The sequence below is a fragment of the Microcystis sp. LE18-22.4A genome, assembly GCF_027531105.1.
GTDB classification, from domain to species: Bacteria; Cyanobacteriota; Cyanobacteriia; order Cyanobacteriales; family Microcystaceae; genus Microcystis; species Microcystis aeruginosa.
In genome coordinates this window covers 1-20,115 of record NZ_JAPZRB010000234.1, presented here as the reverse complement: position 1 = coordinate 20,115, position 20,115 = coordinate 1, and the positions used below count along the sequence as shown (strand labels likewise).

The window sequence follows — 20,115 nt, the reverse complement described above, 5'->3', positions numbered from 1 at the left end:
ACCAGCGCACACAGGTTATCGCTGATTCAAAGCTACTAATGTCTAGGCTAGTTAAGAGGAGCCAACTGATAGGATTAACCCCGGTATGCGGATTTTCTTCTTCAGCTAAAATTACCTGTAATTTGACCGGTTGACGAGGGGTCGCCTTGGAGTGATGGCTAGGTACTTGTATTTCAAAACTGGCCAATCTAACTGTTAGTTTAGCTAGTCTAGCCTCGTGATTAGGATTGCGTTTTACTTGCACATCTAAGGTCCCACAGGCTTTTATTTCTCTGATGGATTGATGTAAATATTTAGGCTCTGGATGCCCTGACCTTTGACCTTTGACCTTTGGGAGCATCTCACCTTTGCAATGAGCATAAATACTTAGTGGAAAAATAGGCTTTTCGAGGGTAATTCTTGTTTTAATTCTCCATGTACGCAGTCTTTAAAAGCCTCTATTTCGTTCCAAGACACGATTAAGAGTGGCGTTTAGGCTAAGTATAATTACTTATCGCGTAAGTGAGATGCTCCCTGACCTTTGCTTGTCTTCGAGATAGTTAACTTTTCGGTTATGAGTTCCTCGGATTAATAAATGAGAGTTAGGACTTCTTGATTGGGCAAATAAATCAAATATGTCTGCTTCACAATCTCCGATTGTTACTACTTGAATTTCTTCGGGTATTTGTTGTGTTTCTGACAAAGAATCTAACCATCTTTGACTTTCTTTTTCTTGGGTTTCTCTTTTTTTGCGTTGCTTGGCAATCCCTAAATTCTTTTCTTCTCTTGCCCAGACATATTGATTAATCAGTCCTAAAGGTATTCCTGGCGCTGACACTCCTAAGGTGGTATGAACTTTGAGACCAAAGGATTTTTTTACAATCTAGATAACCCATTCCCTTTTTGGCTTTTTGCGTCGTAAAGTCTAAACTTGTTGTGTCTTGCACTGCCAAAACTATTGGATGTTCTTTGATTCTTTCTACTGTACTTTTAGCTTGGGCGGCAATTAGATCTGAGGGGTGAAAATAGGGTGAATTCCCAAAGTCGTAGGTGGCACTCGCTGCGGCTAGATTTCCCGAGGCTTGTGGCACACTTGTACTAGGTTGACTGGCCAAGTTTTCCACGATACTGATTAACCTTTTCTTTCTTCTGGTGTCCCCTAGGTCTGCATACTGTAATTCTTGGGCTGCCCATTTCTCCATTTTTTTGCTCACCTCCACCTTGATTCCTTCTTTCAAAACTATACCTATCAATCGTTTCCCCTTTTTTTAAGTTTCTTCTCTTTTTGTTAAGAAAGATCCGACTAATGGATAGCTTGATAAGGGGGGCTTTGATCCCTCCTTATTAAGGGGGATCTGACAATTTTTAACACCTAACTAATTAGAGAGGAAAAGAATACCCAAAAAGTTCTATTGACAACTTTTGCAAGAGAGAGCAAGGACAAAATTAAGGATTTACAATCTCGGTTTCTGAACAGTCCACTGGGTTACGGGGGCCATGGCTTTCCAACCTAAAAACTTGCCGACCGGTTCGGCTTTTTCAATGCCAATTCGCAGCAGTTCCCCTCCTAATTTACTATGCCATTGCAAGAGGACTAATTCGCTTTCAATTGTAACAGTGTTGGCAACAAGACGACCCCCAGGGCGCAGGGCTAACCAACAGGTTTCCAATAGGTGGGGTGTGGTGATACCGCCACCGATAAAAATAGCGTCCGGTTGCGGTAAATCTTCCAGGGCGCTCGGTGCGATTCCGGCGACGATTTGCAGGTGGGGCGTTCCCAGGGCGGCGGCATTATCGGCAATGTATTGTAATCTGGTGGGATGATGTTCGATCGCAATCCCCTGGCAACGGCGATCGCTCCGCAGCCACTCAATGGCAATGGAACCACAACCCGCCCCCACATCCCAGAGCAATTGTCCGGGTAGGGGAGCCAATCTACTCAGAGTGATAGCACGAACTTCTCTTTTTGTCAACTGTCCGTCATGATGGTAGGCAGAATCCGGCAGTCCTGGAAGGCGCCGCGCCAGGGCGGGGGGATGGGAGGAGATGCAGCTAATGGCGATGACATTTAAATCCGCCAGCTCTGTAAACTGCCAATCGTTGGCGATGCCTTCAATGTGGCGTTCTAGGGTTCCCCCTAGATGTTCTAAAACCGTGATGCGACTCTCGCCAAAACCTCCCTCCCGGAGCAGCCGAGCAGCGATCGCTGGAGTCTGGGCATCGGCACTCAGTACCAGCAGTTTAGCGCCGGGATAAAGCACCCCATTCAACCAAGCCGGAGGCCGACCGCACAAACTCAAAGTTTCCACTTCACTCAGAGGCCAACCCAAACGACTACAGGCAAGACTGAAGGCAGAAGGAGAGGGAATAATCGTCATTTCCTCAAGGGGAATCTGACGGGTGAGGGTGACACCAATTCCGTAGCACATGGGATCACCACTGGCCAAAACACAGACGGATTGACCACGACGGCGGATAATCTCGTTAACAGAGTCTTGGATGGGAGAAGTCCAGAGCAGTTTTTGCCGTTGATCCTCTGAGGGTAACATTGCCAGATGACGTTCACCACCGACAATAACTGATGCTAAAGAAAGCAGACTTCGCCCTACCGAACTTAACCCTTCTAAGCCATCTTCACCAATTCCTATGATCGATAGCCATTTCGACTGACAATTGCGATCCGCCATGTCTAAAAAAAATTTTGGTTGTTGCTGAATCAAAGTATGATATTGCGTTCTTCGGTTTGTGTTATGCAATGGAGGGGGGTTATAAAGGATAAAACCCTTACACAGAAAGACATTGCTTCGATTTTTGCCAATTGTTTTCTATCTAGAACGAGCTAATCAATTGAGTCTCTTGCCATATAAGGATTTAGTCGATTTATGCCCCCTGATCGAATCATACCAAGTAACGAAGAGCCTGATATTGATTTTCTGGTTGATTCTTAATGACATATTTTACCTCAAGAAAAAAGGGGTCTTAGGGGTTTAAAAAAAACCGATTAACTTTAATATCACCGGCATCGATCATAGCATTATCAACATCTGTATTTTTCACAGAAGGATAAGCAGAATTTTTCACAGAAGGATAGACAGATGAAAAGTTGTGCTTATCTTTTATCATTAGTTGAAGTCTTACCCGTAAACCGACAGGCGATGTGGGATATCCTGCATAGCCCTCTGTAAATTCAGGCTGAAAAATAAAACGACCATCCGCATCGGTGATACTCTCTTTGGTCAAGCCCTCGCCTATATTAGTATATCTCACCTTAGCTCCGGCAATGGGTTTTCCGGTTGACTCTTCGATAAACCGTCCCTTAATCCCCGGCGCAGAAATTAATTTTGAGCTACAACTACTGACCAATAACATCAAGGGAGCTAATAAGGTAATTGTCAGTTGTTTAGGAAGTAGGTTCATGTCTATCTCCGATGAAGAAATGATACAGCAAAAAATCCGAGAGGAACTAACAAACTAAATAAAGAATTGGGTTCGGGAATAGGCTGATTAAATGGAAATAGTTGAGCATTGTTAACGGTGAGAGCCGAAGTCTGGTCAAAACTGCCAACATCAACCACTCCCCAAGCGATGCTGTAAGTTCCGGGACTAAAGGTTTGCGTGTAACTCCCCGAAACTTGACGACTGAAATTAGTGCTAGAAGGGATTAAGGTACTGATAGAACTATTGGTAATCGCTAAAGTTTGAATTTGATCATTGAGGGCAATAAAAGCATAATCATCAAAATCAAATCCACTGAGATTACGAGTTTCGTCATTGGTTAAAAAAGTCCAATTAAAACTTAAGGTCGTCTCTTCAGTGAAAGTATATTGATTTTCCAGTCCTGAGCCTTCAAAAGCAAATACAAAATTGTTATGATCTGGCTCTAAACTTTGAGAGGGAAGTCCTAAATTTGACTCTAAAGTAGCAGTATCAATAGCTGGAAGATTAGAGAAATTAAAATTACTATCAGGACTAGGACTATCATCATTTTGTAAAGCATTCGTTGAGAGATCAACCTCTCCCAAAGAAGTAATTTCCACATCTCCAGCTAGATTCCAACTACTAAAGTTAATCAAAGCCGCTTGAGAAGACTTAGCAACGATCAGAGAACTTAAGCCGAAAATGAACCCAAATGTTAAAGAAGAAAATTTGATAGACATAGCATTCCTCTAAATTACATGACACAGTTGTTAGTAAGAATCTTAGGAGCGCGTCTCAAGTGTTCTGGCGACATTGCGCTCCCATTTTTAGGATCAAAAGATAAAGTTATTGGGATTTTGCATCGCAGTTAAGGCGAGGTTTTCAACGGTAATAAAAGGTAAAGCCCGCTTACTTAAACCAGAACCATCCTCATCAAAAAGAATGACGGTATCATTTCTCCGTGAACCAAAGTTCAGATAGCCGTCCGCAATCGGATTAGAACCTCCATATCCAAGACTATTAAGTAATGCAGTAAATACAATTCGGTCTATACCAACTTCAAAATCTTTGATCACATCTCCCGCATCTCGGATACTTTGATAAACAAATTGATCGTGACCTTGGTTTCCTGTGAGGTTATCAGCCCCTAAACCCCCCATGAGAATATCATCAAGATTCGTTCCTATCAGTGTATCTCGACCCTGAGAACCCAAGAAGGGATTGACAGCAATATTGACGCTGGCAGTGCTAGTTTCTCCTTGATTATCGCTTATACTGTAATCAAAGCTCGCTTGACCAATAAAGCCAGCAAGAGGCGTAAAAATAACATTTGAGCCATTCAACTTAACGCTACCATTACTGGGATTACTGACGCCTGTAAGATTGAGAATATCACCGGAATCTGGGTCGGTATCATTGCTAAGGAGAGTAGCAAAGGGAATAATTAAAGGCGTATTTTGCGTCCCTTTTGCCACATCATTAACGGCTTGGGGCGGTTGGTTAGTAGAAGTCACCGTAATCGTAACCGTTGCCGTGTCACTATCTGTACCGTCGCTAACCGTATAGGTGAAGCTATCAATGCCAATAAACCCAGTTGCGGGAGTATAAAGCAGTTTGTCATCAGTGAGATTGCTAGGAGTCCCGTTTTCATCTCGGCTGACTGTACCACCTTGACTGGAAGTTGGGTTGAAAGAAGTTAGAGAGATAGAATCATCTTCAATATCACTGTCATTGGCAAGGACGGCTAAAGTAATAGGTGTATTTTGAGAGGTGGTCGCCGTGTCATCTTGGGCAACAGGCGCATCATTGACTGACGTGATGGCTAATGTAATCGTTTGCGAAGCTGTACCTCCTTGACCATCTCTAACGGTATAACTAAACGTTCCTGCTGCACCGTTGGCATTAGCGCTCGGAACAAAGACTAAGCTGGTTAACTGCTGTGGGGTTAAAAGATCACCAGTATTAACTAGGTTATTGCCTAAGAAAATTTGACCTTTTGTGCCATCTGGAATTGTTTCTACCGTTAGGGTTAAACTATCACCATTCCCATCGGTTGGCGTAGAAATATTGAGGGAAGTAGAAGACGCATCTTCTAAAACCGTTAAGGTTTTGTTTCCTTGCACAATCGGAGCGACATTTTGAACATCGATCAAAACAGAAGCTTGATCATCTTCAGTCGGATCATTATTATTGGGAATAGAATCAAGGTCTGCTTCAAAAACTGCCGTAACTTGAGCCGTATTCGTGAGGGATTGACCCCCATTTACTTGTGCAGTAATCGTTAGAGTACGACTAAGATTATCTCGCATATTACCAACATTCCAGATGCCTGTGTTGCTATCATAAGTTCCCTGTTCAGCAAAGACAGAAATAAACGCTAATTCTGAGGGCAAAACATTGGTCACTTGAATATTACTAGCGATACCGGGGCCGATATTGGTAAGGGTTAAGGTTAAAGTAATTTCATCCCCAATCGCAGGATTAGAATTATTAACCGTTTGAGTTAGTTCTAAATCAATCTCCGTAGGAGTCTCCGAACTAACAACTTGTGTACCAGCAATTAGGTTATCAAGAGGATTGGCATCTAACTCATTACTGGTTACGATTGTTGTACTGTTGAGATTACCAGCAGCGATCGAGGAAACTGTTAAATCGACGGTTACACTTGCACCAATGTCAAGATCACCTAAGTTAATACTAATCGGATTAGTAATCGGCTCGGAATCAGTCCGAATTGAACCGAAAGCGACGAAAATTCCCGGATTAGCCGAACTCAGACCGCTATCTACTGCTTGGGGAATTGTATTATTAGGTTCACCCAAAACCACCTGATTGGTAGAACCGCCACTTCCTACTTTAATTTCAAGCGTATAGTTACCTGATGAAGAACTTGAAGCTCCACTGCCATCAATGAAAGGATTGTAGCTAAAGTTGGAGTAGCCACTCACCCCGACGTAATAAGTCCCAGAAACCGAAGCGGTAAAATCGATATAAGAATCCCGACTAAAAGGTTCATTCGGTGCAGGGTTGTCGTCACTAACCCTTAATTGAATACCTGTTGAATCAAACAAGCGCAAGACAGAATCTAAAGATGATCCCAGTGTCCTCGCATCAATATCGAGAGTTACTCGTTCACCTGCATTCAGTGGGAACTTAATCAAATCTACCAGATTGCGCTGTAGTCCAGGAACATTAGCCGTGGCACTAATGACATCAACTGTCGAAGGTAATTGTTCTGTCAGAATAACCCCTGTTGCTGTGGCAGAACCATTGTTAGTGACCGTTAGGCTATAACTGTAGGGAGAGTTAATATTGACCCCACCTGAACTATCAGTACGAGTTACCACTAAGTCTGGGAGTGCGGGTGCAGTGACCTCAGTTGCTAAAAGTGCGACATTATTGGTTAGATTAGGATCATTGGTTTCACTTAAAACACTGGTATTAGAGATGATTGTTCCTGTTAATAGTGTAGGAGCGATCGCCGTGACTTCTATTATTTGACTTTCACCCGATGGCAGCTCCCCAATATCAAAAGTAAAAGCATTGTCGCTCTGTTGAGAGGGGGTAAGACTGGCAGAAACAAAAGTAACAGGTTCTGCTAAGATTTCCGTGATTGTTATCCTTTGAGCCGTAACTGAGCCATTATTAGTGACTTGAATCGTGTAGGTAAAAGTTTCTCCCAATTCCACAGAGGTAACACTAGGGGTTTTAGTGACCGACAAATCCGCCTCTATCAAAGGTTTTAATAGAACTTGCCCTTTGGAGTAACTAAAAACAGGAGAATGGGTTTCATCAACAATCTGGGCGTAGATAAAATAATTCTCTTGAGGAATATTTTCGGTATTCCAAACAAAGCTTCCTTGTCCATCGGTTTCCGCTAATCGATCAGCGATCAAGACACCGTCAAATCCTTGATTGTCCGTGTCGTAGAATAGGCTAATGGTTGCTTCTGAGTCAGCATCAAAGGCATTCCATTCAATGGTTACTTTGGTGTCACTGACATTAGTAGATGGGGCGGTAATTTTGATGCTAGGGGTTGTTGAATTGCCAGAAATAAAGATATCCCCTGCACTCAAGTTAGGTGCGCCTGTTAGAATAGCAATCTGTTGTTGAGGTGCAGCACCATTGCCATCAGGATCGAAGAACAGATTTCCAGTAGCTGGATCATAGATAAATCGGTCATCACTATCAACCGCCGTCGTCCCTAAGACAAACTGAGATTCTGCGAGAACCGCATCAGGGGTTAATCCTCCGCCAAAACCCGTTGCCGAAATGACAATGCGATCGCCCTCACTACTGTCAAAATCTTCGATGGTATCTATCCCTTCTGTGGGACTCTCAAAGACGAAACTATCGCTACCTGTCCCCCCTGTTAGGCTATCATTACCAGCACTTCCCTTGATAATATCATTCCCTTCTCCTCCATCAAGAACATCATTTCCTGCTAATCCATCGAGAATATCCTTGCCCGCGTTGCCACTTAGATTGTCATTGCCAATTGTCCCGAAAAGGATTTCATCCCCTGTTGTACTATCAAGTTGAGTGGTGGCTTGCCATATCTCATCTGTCCATGCTGTTGTCGCTTGCCACACTTCAGAAGTCCATACTGTTGTCGCTTGCCACACTTCAGGAGTCCATGCTGTTGTCGCTTGCCATGCCGCATCACTCCAGTGAGTGGTTGCTTCCCACGCTTCAGGAGTCCATTGAGCGATCGCTTGCCAAGGATTATTAATGAGAGTCTGTTGAAGATTAATAGAATCACTATTCATCTCATTAAAGGCTGTAACAGACAGAAAATCCGATGAAGATGAGAAAGGCCAAAGATCACTTACCCATTTTGTTGTGGCATTCCAAGCATCACTTGTCCATTTTGTTGTGGTATTCCAGGCATCGCTTGTCCATGTAGTTGTGGCATTCCAAGCATCACTCGTCCATTGTTTGGTAGCATTCCAAGCATCACTCGTCCATTGTTTGGTAGCATTCCAAGCATCACTTGTCCACTGAGTTGTGGCATCCCAAGCATCGCTTGTCCACTGAGTTGTGGCATTCCAAGCATCGCTCGTCCATTGTTTGGTAGCATTCCAAGCATCGCTCGTCCATGTAGTTGTGGCATTCCAAGCTTGACTAACCCATGTGGTTGTGGCATTCCAAGCCGTTACTGTCCAATTACTTACTGCACCCCAAGCATTTTCTCCCCACCCTGTAATGGCATTCCAAGCATCTTGTCCCCATTGTTTGGCAGCATTAACAGCAGCCGTTAGTTTTTCTATGGCAAATTCGATGTTCTCTAAGCCGATACCGTAGAGCAGTTCACCTATAGCTTGACGATTTAATTCAGTAGTGCCACGAAAAGTTAGCTGACTTGCCAAATATGGGCCAATGATTGGTACTGATGCTACTATCAATTGAATCGCAAAATAATCAGGATCGGGTAAATAGGTGAAGAAGGGACTACTTAGCGCATTTGTACCACCAACCGTATCTATCTTTAAATTAGCTGGTTTAGTCAAGCCACTGGACTCTACTTTAGGAATAATTACGGGATGAAGATGAGCATCAACAGGATTGGGAAATGAGGAAGGGACAAGCAATTGATTGGATAAAACATATTGTCCAGCAATATAACGAAATCCTGCCATACTCACTATGTCGATAGAAGTGATATAGTGAGTGACTTTCTCTGCACCCCTGAAACTATTAGCCGCACTCGTTGAAATACCCGGAGCATTAAACGTAACAATATTCCCTAAAGCACCTTGAGAAGAATAATCTGCTGCCACCCATTGGGTTAATGCTCCACCCAAACTATGACCTGTAATGTGGGGTTTTAGCGAGAGATTATCCTCTGGCTGACTTGCTTCTTGAAGCCATGGATTAACAGCCTCCCGATTGGCCGTAAATTGACCATAACCAATGCCATTGGGATTAGCATCATCCCAGACATCTGTTTTTAATTGATCGGGCTGTGTCCCCCGAATCGCCAAGACGGGGGCTTTTCCTTCATCGTAAATCGTCCCAGTCGCATAAGCCCAAGAGGTATCCTGCGCTTCTAGGTCATTGAGAGTTTCTTTGACTTTCTGATAAGAGGATGAATTCACAAAATCTGGACCGAGAAATTCTTCTAAATCTGTCAATAAGCGATCTTTTTCTTGGTCACTCTCTTGGCTAATTTCGCTATTGACAGGATTGCTGATTAAAACAAAGAAATTTTCATCCGAAGTTAATCCTGTTGCCTGAAAACCTGTACTGCCATCGTTGAAAAATTGATCAACTCGATAGCCTAAATCTCCATAAGACAAACTACCGTTAAAGTCAATATCGTCTCCTTTATCCCAATTCTGATACGCTGTATCCCTTGCGAAAATCTCAAAATTGGCATTGCCCCCGTAATTAACAGGGGTATCTCCTAATATCCTGATTTCAACTTCTTTACGGGTTTCTCCTGGGGCAAAGGTTAATGTACCTGTAATCGGTTGGTAATCTATTCTGTCGTTCCCCGTTACACCATCTACGGCCGTTCCTACGAGCGTAAAATAATTAACAGTAACTTCTACATCAACTGCTTCTGAGAGAATCACAGGGAATTTGATGGTTGCCGTTTGATTACTTCCTCCTGGGACAGTAACATAGGCATCTTGTATATTTAACCCTGGTGCAATTGTTTCAACCGTATAATTCCATGCTGTTCCTTCATCATTGGTTGCTACAATTATCTCTAACTGATCAGAATCTCCTTCAGGAATTTGAACCGTTCCTGTCTTGCTTCCTCCAACAAATCCCGTTTCTAAGATATTCCTTCCTTCATAACGAATAATGAAATTATCAGGAATGGTATAATGCTCATAGTAAAAACTGGCATATCCTCCACCCTTCGTATCAAGGGTAATCACTTGGTAACTCCCTTCAAAGCCGCCACTATCTGAAACACTTCCCTGTTCAATTAAAATTTCTTGACCATCTATATATATCGTGGCGAAATCATTCTCTTGTTTTAATGCTTGCAGTTCTGATTCAGGTAAAGATAATCCTTGAACCAGCGCAGCAAAAATCTGTCCTTCATCTCCTGAAGAGTCTGAGTCATTAAGTATAACATCAAGAGAGTGTCCAAATTCTTCTAAAATACTACTTGTTATTACTGAAAGGGAATTCTCACTGAGAAATTCTTCAGATAGATAAATCGTCTTTGTCCCACTAGCATATCCGGCATAAGCACCATTAAGGGTCGTAGCAGTAAGAATCTCAAGGGAAGGGAGCGTTATACTACCTTTTTGCCAATCTTGTGCCAAGTTAAGGGCAGTAACCGTCACAAAACTGTCTCCAAAGGCAAGCCTCATCTTCTCCATAAATTCTGGACTGGTAGCGAATTCCTGAAGAGAGTAAGATACGCTTTCCAGAGATTGGGAGAGAATTTGGCTAAACCTAAGAGATTGGTTGATTGTCTTGTTCCCAAACAAAAGATTAACTGAGTTCATAGTGTTTAATTCCTTTCCGAAACTCAAAGGACACTGGAGTTTATGAAATGTCACTGGGTTAAGCCTATAGGCAATGTTAGAAACTATAACAAAAAAGACAGAAATTTTTAACATTCACAGTAGGTAGGGCTTGCTGAAAAAAAGCTGAAATGCTTGTGGTGCTTAAGATAATTGGGTAATTACTACGGCGGATTCAGGCTCAGTCTGGTACATCTTCTAAGGGTCAAGGCTTATCCAATAAGGAGTTGTCTGTGCCAGATGGATAGAGGAACCAGCCTATAGCTGATTTTTATCTAGCAACGCCAAAACTCAAACTGTGGTATGATCCTTAAGCTTGTCTTTGGGAAAGTCCAGTGCAATTCTGGTACTGTGCCGCAGCTGTAATCAAGTAAAAAGTAAAAGGAGTACATCTTCCCTTTTTCCTTGCGAGTCAGAATGCCAATTACAAGTTTTTAATCGGTAGATAGACAAATAATTTTCTAACTACTTCTCTGCGTCGCATGGAGAACAAACAACGGTGAATTGGTTAGTTGAAGCAAATGCTTGTCCCGGTTTATTTTATGGAACTGCTGCCCAGGATGGGTTTTTAATTCGTCTCCGCACCCCCGGTGGATGGCTCAATTCTCCACAGGGAAAAGCGATCGCCACTTGGCTCGAACAATGGCAGACGACAATACAAGTTACCAATCGGGCAAATCTGCAAATTCGCGGACTGCAAAAATCCCCCAGTTTAGAAGAATTTCAAACCCTGCAAAAATTAGGGTTAGCTGCCCATAATCCCAGTATCGATCATCTGCGTAACATCATGTCCAGTCCCACGGCTGGAATTGACTGCCAAGAATCGATCGATACTCGTCCATTAGTCCAAGAATTAGATAATTTTATCCAAAATTATCCATCAATTGCCCAACTAAGTCCTAAATTTAGTATCGGGATCGATGGCGGTGGTGCAGTGGGAATTGGCACTGGTTCAACTATGGCCTGGCAACACCGCTATAACGAGATTCAGCTATCGGCAATTACCGTCAATAATCCGACAAATTTAACTTCTCTTGTTTGCTTTCGATTAGCCCTCGGAGGAGATAAACAATTCTATGACACGGACTTATTAATTGAGCCAGAAAACTGTTTAGCTGTGGTCAAAGCTCTAGTAAAGGTTTATGTCGATTATGTTCAACAAACCCCCAATATCAAGGGTAAAAAACCTCGGATGAAACACCTGCTCAAAGATTGGGGATTGGCCAAATATCTCGAACAAGTTAACTCCCAATTACATCGGACTTCTACCGGCATAATAAAAGGGCAAGAATACCAGCAGGCTGCCCATTCTACTCAACCCTATTTTCATCTAGGAATTCATCCTCAAAAGCAACCCGGATTGTCTTATATTGGTCTATCATTAAGATTAGGACAATTGACGGCTAATCAACTATGGGGATTAGCGACACTATCAGAAACTTTTGGCAGTGGTCAGTTACGATTAACCCCTTGGCAGACTGTTATATTACCCGATATTCCCGATGAAAAAGTGTCAGAATTGTTGCCAAAACTGGCATTCTTAGGATTATCCGCTTCTCTTGGATGGGATGCGGGGATAGTTGCCTGTAGCGGTAAACCGGGTTGTGCGGCAGCGGCCACTGCAACTCAAGTTCATGCTTCTCTCTTGGCAGATTATTTGAAAGAACGCTTAACCTGCAATTCTCCTGTTAATATTCATTTGACGGGTTGTGCTAAATCCTGCGCTCAACCGGGTCCAGCCGAAATTACCCTTTTAGGAACCACCATCGAGGAAAATGGCCAAATACTAGAAGCTTATCAAGTCTATGTGGGTGATAGTCAAAAGTTCTTAGAAACACCCATATTTGAGGGAGAATTTGCCAAGATTCCCCCCCTCATAGCCCAAATTTTAAGCTCCCAAAACTCGAAAATTTTAGATAAATAGAATGGAATACATTAAGAATGGTGAGGAAATTTACCGCAAATCTTTTGCTATTATTCGGGCTGAAACTAACTGGGAAAATCTCCCCGATGATTTAGCTCCTGTGGCGGTTCGTCTAATTCATTCCTGTGGGATGACAGACATAACAGAAGATTTAGAAGCATCACCGGACGCAGTTAAAATCGGACGAAATGCCCTCGCTGGGGGTGCAGCAATTCTCTGTGATTCTCAAATGGTCGCTAATGGCATTACCAAAGCGCGTTTACCTAAAGATAATCCGATTATTTGTACCCTCAATCATCCGGAAGTGACCGAGTTGGCACAGCAAATTAATAATACCCGCTCCGCTGCCGCTTTAGAACTTTGGCGACCTCATTTAGCTGGAGCAGTGGTAGCCATTGGTAATGCACCAACCGCACTTTTTCGCCTACTAGAATTGCTCGATCAAAATGTAGATAAACCGGCTTTGATTTTAGGCTTTCCCGTGGGATTTGTAGGAGCGGCAGAGTCGAAATTAGAATTAGCAACTAATAGTCGTGGCGTGCCATTTATTACCCTGCACGGACGTAGGGGAGGCAGCGCAATCGCGGCAGCAGCAGTCAATGCTTTAGCAAAAGAGAACGAATTATGAATAAATTAGGCAAACTTTATGGATTAGGAATCGGGCCCGGTGATCCCGAATTGTTGACGCTAAAAGCACACCGGATTCTCACAACTGTTCCGGTAATTGCTTATCCTACCTTAGAAAGTGGCAAAGTTTTGGCACGGGCAATTGTGTCGGATTTTATCCGTCCCGAGCAGATAGAAATTCCCATGCCTTTACCTTTTAGTGTCGAGCGCAGTTCTCAACCTCATTATGATATTGCCGCCGAAAATATCGCCGAACAGTTAAACTTAGGTCGAGATGTGGCGGTGCTATGTGTGGGCGATCCGATGTTGTATGGCACGTTTATGTATATCTTTAATCGCTTGTGCGATCGCTTTTCCATTGAAGTCGTGCCGGGTATTTCTTCAGTGATGGCAAGTGCAGCAATGCTGGGTGTACCTATTACTTATCGAAATGACGTATTTAGTATTATGCCCGCTACTTTAGAGGCGGAAATATTGCGGGATCGCCTAGTATTTATTGATGCAGCGGCGATTATTAAATTAGGCAGACATTTCGCTAAAGTTCGCAATATTCTCGAGGAATTAGGATTATTAGAACGCGCCCTCTACATCGAACGAGCAACCTTACCCAATCAGCAAATTATTCCGATTACAGAAGTCGATCCAGAGGCTGCTACTTACTGGTCATTAATTCTGATTCCTAGTAAAACTAAACCCCAATAACTCTATAGACACTAAGTTAAATCTTCTATCCCCTACCTGACAGAACCTATAGGGTTTAGATAATGTTATAAAAATGTCTTTTCTTCGTTGCTTTTTTTGTTGCATAGGGGGTTATATACAGCGTTTCTCGGATTGATAAGGTAATCTATTTTCTTCTCCATTCTCTGTCACCTAAAAATAACTACCATGTCCGATTCTCCTGAATCTATCCGCAATACTAGCGTCAGCGATCAAGCTACTAATAATGATGCCCTCGGATTTGAGCCTTATGTAATAGCGATCGCTGAATTTTTGTTGCATGAGCAGACACAACCACCCCTAACTTTATCGGTTGAGGGAGAGTGGGGTAGTGGCAAGTCTTCTTTTATGAAAATGTTGGAGGAATATTTACGAAAAAAAGGAGGTCGGACGGTTTGGTTTAATGCTTGGCGACACGATAAGGCGGAGTCGGTATGGGCGGCTTTTGCGCTGTCTTTTATTAAGCAGATTTCTACGCCCAAAAATTGGCGAGATTTGCCTCGAGTTATCCTAGGCCATTTTAAATTACAATTATTGCGTTTTAACCTAGAAAAAGGCTTGTTTGAATTAATTAAAGCTTTACCAGTAATAATTTTTGTGATTTGTGCATCAATTGCCATTCCTTTTATTTTAATCGTTTATGGAGTTGAAGGAATTAACGAATTAATCGGAACAACAACCTCTCAAGATGTTTTTTGGAGCAAAATTAATTCAGTTTTTAAATTATTATTTACCGCTGGAGGTGTCACCTTATCAGGAGCAGGAATTTTCGCTGGTATTAAGAGTTTATCGAGAAATTTTCAAAGGTTACTTCAAAACCCTAAAAACAACCTAATTAAATATATAGAAGCCCCAGATTATAAAAAACAATCGGCATTTGTAGAAGAATTTCATGAAGATTTTGCTAAAATTGTTGATGCCTATGTTGGCAATGATCGAGTATATGTATTTATTGACGATTTAGATCGTTGTGAACATCCAAAATCAGCGGACTTGATGCAAGCGATTAACTTGATGATTGCTGATGATCCTTCAGTGGTGTTTATTTTAGGAATGGACAGAGAAAAAGTAGCCGCTAGTTTAGCGGTAAAATACGAAAACATTCTCAAGTATTTACCGTCAGAAACCACAGAAATTGATCCTGATATTTTAGCGAGACGTAGTGCTAATAAAGGGTTAGCTTATGGTTATACCTTTATTGAAAAGTTTGTCCAGCTTCCCTTTTTAGTTCCCCAACCATCCCGGTCAGATTTTGAGCGTTTTTTGATTCAGCTTGCTACTTCAACTCCTCCCAATTTACAGCCAGCTAAACCTCGTTTTACATTTTTTCAGTCATTCTGGGGTAAGTTTAAGTTAGCTTTACCCTGGAGAAATAATTCGCAAAAGCATCTCACTTCTGCAACAAGTAATCAGACAAGTGATTTAAAAAACTTGTCTCTAGATAATCCTTCGATAGAATCTGAACAAACCGAAAAAGAGAAAGCACGAGCATCTGTAATTAAGCGATTAGAAGCGATTCAAGTCAACAAATCTGATAATAGAGATTCCCAAACAGTGCGGAATGTCATTATGATGGTAGCTCCCGCATTGGATTACAATCCGCGACGGATTAAACACTTTATCAATGTCTTTCGTCTCAAGGTTTATATCGCTAATGAAACTGGTTTATTTTTTGAGGAGCGAGATGAGAATGATAATTTGTTAGTTCCTTCTCTAACTTTTGAACAGTTAGGTAAGTTTACTGCGATTAGTTTAAAATGGCCATTGTTATTGTCAGATTTAGAAAATGATAAGAAAATTTTAGCAAAATTAGAAGAATTTGCACTAGATGAAGAAAAAACCCAAGAATATGAAGAGTCGATTCGCTATTGGGCTAGTCATACTAAGCTTAAAGCTTTAATGGCTTACGGTCATGAAAAATCGGCAGCTAACTCTAAATTTAGCTTGGCAGAGGTAAATGTTGATAAATTATTACAAGTATCACCTAGGGTAATTCGGTCAGCTAATGAGCTTATTCAACAAAAACAAATTTCCCAAGATATTACCTCATTGCCTCCAGACTTTCACTTAGAAATGGTGGATATACCCGCCGGTAAATTTAACATGGGTTCTAATGAGTATGAAGATGAAAAACCGATACATGAAGTAATTGTGCCAGCATTTCAGATAGGCAAATATCCCGTCACCCAAGCACAGTATCAAGCGGTGATGGGAAATAATCCTTCCAGGTTTTCAGGAAATCCCCAGAACCCGGTAGAATCTGTTACTTGGTTTAATGCTCAAGCTTTTTGTGAAAAACTGAGCCAGTTAACTGGAAAAAACTACCGTTTGCCTACAGAAACAGAATGGGAATATGCCTGTCGCGCTGGTACTGAAACCCTATTTAGTTTTGGCGATGATAAAGATAAACTAGGAGATTATGCCTGGTTTGATGGTAATTCAAATAATACAACCCATCCTGTTGGGGAAAAGCGACCTAATCCCTGGAAAATCTATGATATGCACGGCAATGTTTGGGAATGGTGTGCTGATCAACATCATGAAAATTATGTTAACAAACCAGACAATATTAGAGAAAATGGCAGTCTTGCATGGAGAGATAACAATATAACTAATAAGTCATCAATAATACGGCGTGGCGGTTCGTGGTGCCGCGACCCTTTGGTCTGTAGTTCAGCATATCGAGGCAGAAGTGTTGCCGAAATTTGCAACCACGATATCGGGTTTCGGGTTGTGTGCGATCTCCCATAATCAGTTAACAGTTAACAGTTAACAGTTAACTGTTAACTGTTATCAGTTGCTCCGAGCCTATATGGAAGCGCACCAATAACCAATAAAAAGATGAAGTCTAATAGGGCGAGCCTGAGAATAGCGATCGCTGTAGTTAGCCATCACCGCTTTTTATGGTTACTTTAATGTTAGAATCGAATCACTTCTTTTAGGTTTTGCTATGCGTGCGATTGAAACCACTGGTATCCTCAATACCCAAGGGCAAATTCAACTTGATCATCCTATTCCCCAAGAAAAAGATCGGTTTGTGCGCGTCATTCTTTTGATGTCGGAGGATGAACTGAACGAAAAAAACTGGCTAGATGCCGTTGCCCATAACCCTAGCTTTGCTTTTCTGCAAGATCCCGAAGAAGATATTTATACCCTTAACGATGGACAACCTGTAACTAATGAAGGGTAAAATTGTATTAATTCAATTTCCCTTCGACGATTTATCTTCCAGTAAGGTTCGTCCTGCTTATTGCTTAACCCATCAAATTGGAGGCTATCAACACATTATCTTTGCCCTAATTACCAGTCGTATTCCAGAAAATCCCCTTCATACAGATATTATTCTGAGACCAGAAAGTCCAGATTTTATGATCAGTGGTCTTCGCCAATAGTCAGCCATCAGACTTGATCATTTAGTAACACTTCGATCTTCACTGATTCAGCGTGAACTAGGCTCATTATCATTAAAAAACCAAACCTTAATTGTAGATATTTTGTCCGATATTCTACGTTCTTAAAAAAAATACGATCACTGATTTCTTCGGGGGCATTATTTAACGCAGTTTTTAGCTTTAAATTACAATAAATTTGTCTGTTATATCCGTTAAGCTATACTAAAATATTCTACCGTTACTGCTACAATTGGCTCCAAAGACCGCTATAACCAACTAAAACCATGACTCAAGCCACTTTTACAGAAATACTAGAGGCAACCGAACAACTTCCCCCAGAAGATCAAGAACAACTTATTCACCTGTTAAAAAAGTGAAAGACATGGACGAGGCTCAACAATACCTCAACAACTAATGGAAAGTATTCCGGCAAGATTAAAATAAATTAGGGTCATCTGGCCGCAGTCAGTTTTAACCGACTGAAAATATTACTTTGTCTGAGGAGCCTTTCAAATTGACAGACGAGCGCGTTTATTGGTTAGCATGGTCAAGTATTGCTGGAGTTGGGCCAATTTCCCTGAAGCGACTCTATCAGCATTTTGGCAGTGTCGCTGTGGCCTGGAATGCCTCCGATTCTGCGATCGCAGAAGGGGCGGGATTTGGCAAAAAGTTAATGGTAGCGGTACGGGAAGGGCGATCGCAAATTGACCCAGAAGCTCTTTTCGCCGAACATATCCAGAAAAACCCCCTTTTTTGGACTCCTAGCGACCCAGAATATCCCCGCTTTCTCTGGGAAATTCCCAGTCCTCCCCCCTTACTTTACTATCAAGGAAAGGTCAATTTAGAGGAAAATCAGGGAAATATCCCCACCGTCGCCATTGTGGGTACTCGTAACCCCACGGATCACGGCAGGCGCTGGGCGCGGCGCTTAAGTACCCTTTTGGCCCAACAGGGATTTACTATTGTTTCTGGTATGGCCGAAGGAATTGATGGCGAGGCACACCAAAGCTGTTTAAAAGCGGGGGGAAGAACGATTGCCGTCTTGGGAACGGGGGTCGATGTGGTTTATCCTAGTCGTCATCGGCAGCTACAGGCGGACATCCAAAAGCAGGGTTTAGTCATTAGTGAACATCCCGCCGCAACTCAACCGAATAAAGCCCATTTTCCCAGTCGTAATCGCATTATCGCCGGTTTAAGTCGCGCCACGATTGTTATCGAGGCCCCCGAAAGGTCTGGCTCCCTGATTACGGCCAGTTATGCTAACGAATTCGGCGGCGATATCTATGCTTTACCCAATTCTCCCGATATTGCTGCCGCTAGGGGTTGTTTACAACTGATTCATCAGGGAGCAGAAATTATCGTTTCTGAGGAGAAATTATTAGAAATGTTGGGGGCAATTCCCACCAAGAACCAATCTGCACCGGTTAATCCGTCCCCTTCACCCCCTCTAGAGACATCCCCGGTCGTTAATGCTGCTCCTCCAGTCAATCTAGAACCTAGACTAGCACAAGTGTATCAGTTATTTGACAGAGATGCCCTGTTGTTTGACATTATTGTTCAAAAAATGCAAATCCCCACCTCAGAAGTGGCGGGGATCTTATTGGAATTAGAATTAATGGGTTTAGTGACTCAGTTACCCGGTATGCGTTACCAGAAAACCTAGTTAACCCCCAAATGCTTATTTAGGGTATTAGCTAAAGTAGTTTTCGGTGCAGCCCCGACCACTAGATCAACTTTTTGACCCCTTTTGAGGATCATCAGGTTTCAGGTGTTTAGTTAGGGTATTAGCTAAAGTGGTTTTCGGTACAGCCCCGACCACCGTATCAACTTTTTGACCTTCTTTGAAGATCATCAGAGTAGGAATACTGCGAATCCCGTACTGACTAGCGATAATGGGGTTTTCGTCGGTGTTGAGTTTCACCACCTTGACTTGCCCTTTGAAGTCTTTGGCAATTTCTTCGACAACGGGAGCCACCATTCGACAGGGGCCGCACCAAGGAGCCCAGAAATCCACTAGGACAAGGTTGGCACTATCTAAAACTTCATCTTTAAAGGTGGCATCTGTAACGGCAGGAACCTCTGACATACTTAAGAAATCCTCTAGTAATCACGGTTATCTAGAATACGCAAAAATTCCGTTCTAGAGATTCGTGGTGCGATGTTGACATTCCACTGGTGAAAAGGACGAGAACTAGCTCTAAATCCACTATAGAGGCCTTAACTTGCATCAGAGGTAGCTTCTTGGATCAATTTCACAAGGGGCATTCTTCTATTTTATAACCCTAGAGGCTCTATTTTGACTTTTTTTTGATAAAGTTTTGTAATATTGCCCGAGTCAGGGATGGGTGATCACAGCCGGATAAAATTTTCTTGAAGAAAAACCCGAAAAGTCAGCGATTTTATCTAGGCTTAACCTGAGTTTGATTTTGACATCCTCACCGCCGTAAACGGACGGTGATTCCCAAACCTCACGATTTAGGTTTCTGCTTCTTTCCCTTGCGGGGTTCCGCACCTGCCTTAACAGATTTACTCTGTTCTGGTCTTATGGTCGCTCTACAGACTGACA

Annotated in this window: 12 protein-coding genes and 2 pseudogenes; 7 read left to right on the top strand and 7 right to left on the bottom strand. The window is 42.4% G+C overall.

Features of this window, described 5'->3' with window-relative positions; genetic code table 11:
- The 6 genes and pseudogenes from O9295_RS10870 to O9295_RS10845 all read right to left on the bottom strand — a co-directional run.
- Positions 1-319 (bottom strand): annotated as a pseudogene (locus tag O9295_RS10870) (IS4 family transposase); the annotation flags it as partial.
- Positions 320-523: 204 nt separating this feature from the next.
- Positions 524-1,181, bottom strand: a pseudogene (locus tag O9295_RS10865) (IS4 family transposase); the annotation flags it as partial.
- 252 nt (positions 1,182-1,433) lie between these two features.
- Complete coding sequence (gene cbiE, locus O9295_RS10860) at positions 1,434-2,699, bottom strand: precorrin-6y C5,15-methyltransferase (decarboxylating) subunit CbiE (RefSeq protein ID WP_288032937.1); 1,266 nt, start codon at positions 2,697-2,699, stop codon at positions 1,434-1,436.
- A 259-nt stretch (positions 2,700-2,958) separates the two neighbouring features.
- Complete coding sequence (locus O9295_RS10855; RefSeq protein ID WP_002804288.1) at positions 2,959-3,396, bottom strand: carboxypeptidase-like regulatory domain-containing protein; 438 nt, start codon at positions 3,394-3,396, stop codon at positions 2,959-2,961.
- 2 nt (positions 3,397-3,398) lie between these two features.
- Complete coding sequence (locus tag O9295_RS10850) at positions 3,399-4,136, bottom strand: hypothetical protein (RefSeq protein WP_288032936.1); 738 nt, start codon at positions 4,134-4,136, stop codon at positions 3,399-3,401.
- A 93-nt stretch (positions 4,137-4,229) separates the two neighbouring features.
- Entirely contained in the window at positions 4,230-10,868 is a 6,639-nt protein-coding gene (locus O9295_RS10845) for an Ig-like domain-containing protein (RefSeq protein ID WP_288032934.1), read from the bottom strand.
- A gap of 517 nt (positions 10,869-11,385) precedes the next feature.
- Between O9295_RS10845 and cobG the strand changes: the two genes are divergently transcribed.
- The 7 genes from cobG to dprA all read left to right on the top strand — a co-directional run bounded on the left by cobG (position 11,386) and on the right by dprA (position 19,212).
- The gene (gene cobG / locus O9295_RS10840) at positions 11,386-12,810 is read left to right on the top strand and encodes a precorrin-3B synthase (protein ID WP_288032933.1); all 1,425 of its coding nucleotides are present in this window, start codon (positions 11,386-11,388) and stop codon (positions 12,808-12,810) included.
- Between the two features lies 1 nt (position 12,811).
- Positions 12,812-13,438 carry a precorrin-8X methylmutase gene (locus O9295_RS10835; RefSeq protein WP_288032932.1) on the top strand — a complete coding sequence of 209 codons (627 nt, stop codon included), beginning with the start codon at positions 12,812-12,814 and terminating at the stop codon, positions 13,436-13,438.
- Complete coding sequence (gene cobI, locus O9295_RS10830) at positions 13,435-14,139, top strand: precorrin-2 C(20)-methyltransferase (protein ID WP_288032931.1); 705 nt, start codon at positions 13,435-13,437, stop codon at positions 14,137-14,139. The genes O9295_RS10835 and cobI overlap by 4 nt, the downstream gene beginning before the upstream one ends.
- Positions 14,140-14,325: 186 nt before the next feature.
- Positions 14,326-16,908, top strand: coding sequence for an SUMF1/EgtB/PvdO family nonheme iron enzyme (locus O9295_RS10825; RefSeq protein ID WP_288032930.1), 2,583 nt, complete (start codon positions 14,326-14,328; stop codon positions 16,906-16,908).
- Positions 16,909-17,107: 199 nt separating this feature from the next.
- A complete protein-coding gene (locus O9295_RS10820; RefSeq protein ID WP_287676584.1) occupies positions 17,108-17,347 on the top strand; it encodes a hypothetical protein in 240 nt (79 codons plus the stop codon).
- The gene (locus O9295_RS10815) at positions 17,337-17,549 is read left to right on the top strand and encodes a hypothetical protein (protein ID WP_288032929.1); all 213 of its coding nucleotides are present in this window, start codon (positions 17,337-17,339) and stop codon (positions 17,547-17,549) included. The genes O9295_RS10820 and O9295_RS10815 overlap by 11 nt, the downstream gene beginning before the upstream one ends.
- Before the next feature lie 514 nt (positions 17,550-18,063).
- The gene (gene dprA, locus O9295_RS10810; protein ID WP_288032928.1) at positions 18,064-19,212 is read left to right on the top strand and encodes a DNA-processing protein DprA; all 1,149 of its coding nucleotides are present in this window, start codon (positions 18,064-18,066) and stop codon (positions 19,210-19,212) included.
- A 66-nt stretch (positions 19,213-19,278) separates the two neighbouring features.
- Here dprA and trxA read toward each other — a convergent pair whose 3' ends face one another.
- Positions 19,279-19,635, bottom strand: a complete 357-nt coding sequence (gene trxA, locus O9295_RS10800; protein WP_288032927.1) for a thioredoxin — start codon at positions 19,633-19,635, stop codon at positions 19,279-19,281.
- Positions 19,636-20,115: the final 480 nt, after the last annotated feature.

Excerpts from the sequence above, each read along its gene's own strand:
- O9295_RS10855 (WP_002804288.1), bottom strand. The coding sequence starts at position 3,396 with ATGAACCTACTTCCTAAACAACTGACAATTACCTTATTAGCTCCCTTG.
- O9295_RS10850 (WP_288032936.1), bottom strand. The coding sequence starts at position 4,136 with ATGTCTATCAAATTTTCTTCTTTAACATTTGGGTTCATTTTCGGCTTA.
- O9295_RS10845 (WP_288032934.1), bottom strand. The coding sequence starts at position 10,868 with ATGAACTCAGTTAATCTTTTGTTTGGGAACAAGACAATCAACCAATCT.
- O9295_RS10835 (WP_288032932.1), top strand. The coding sequence starts at position 12,812 with ATGGAATACATTAAGAATGGTGAGGAAATTTACCGCAAATCTTTTGCT.
- cobI (WP_288032931.1), top strand. The coding sequence starts at position 13,435 with ATGAATAAATTAGGCAAACTTTATGGATTAGGAATCGGGCCCGGTGAT.
- O9295_RS10825 (WP_288032930.1), top strand. The coding sequence starts at position 14,326 with ATGTCCGATTCTCCTGAATCTATCCGCAATACTAGCGTCAGCGATCAA.
- O9295_RS10820 (WP_287676584.1), top strand. The coding sequence starts at position 17,108 with ATGCGTGCGATTGAAACCACTGGTATCCTCAATACCCAAGGGCAAATT.
- O9295_RS10815 (WP_288032929.1), top strand. The coding sequence starts at position 17,337 with ATGAAGGGTAAAATTGTATTAATTCAATTTCCCTTCGACGATTTATCT.
- trxA (WP_288032927.1), bottom strand. The coding sequence starts at position 19,635 with ATGTCAGAGGTTCCTGCCGTTACAGATGCCACCTTTAAAGATGAAGTT.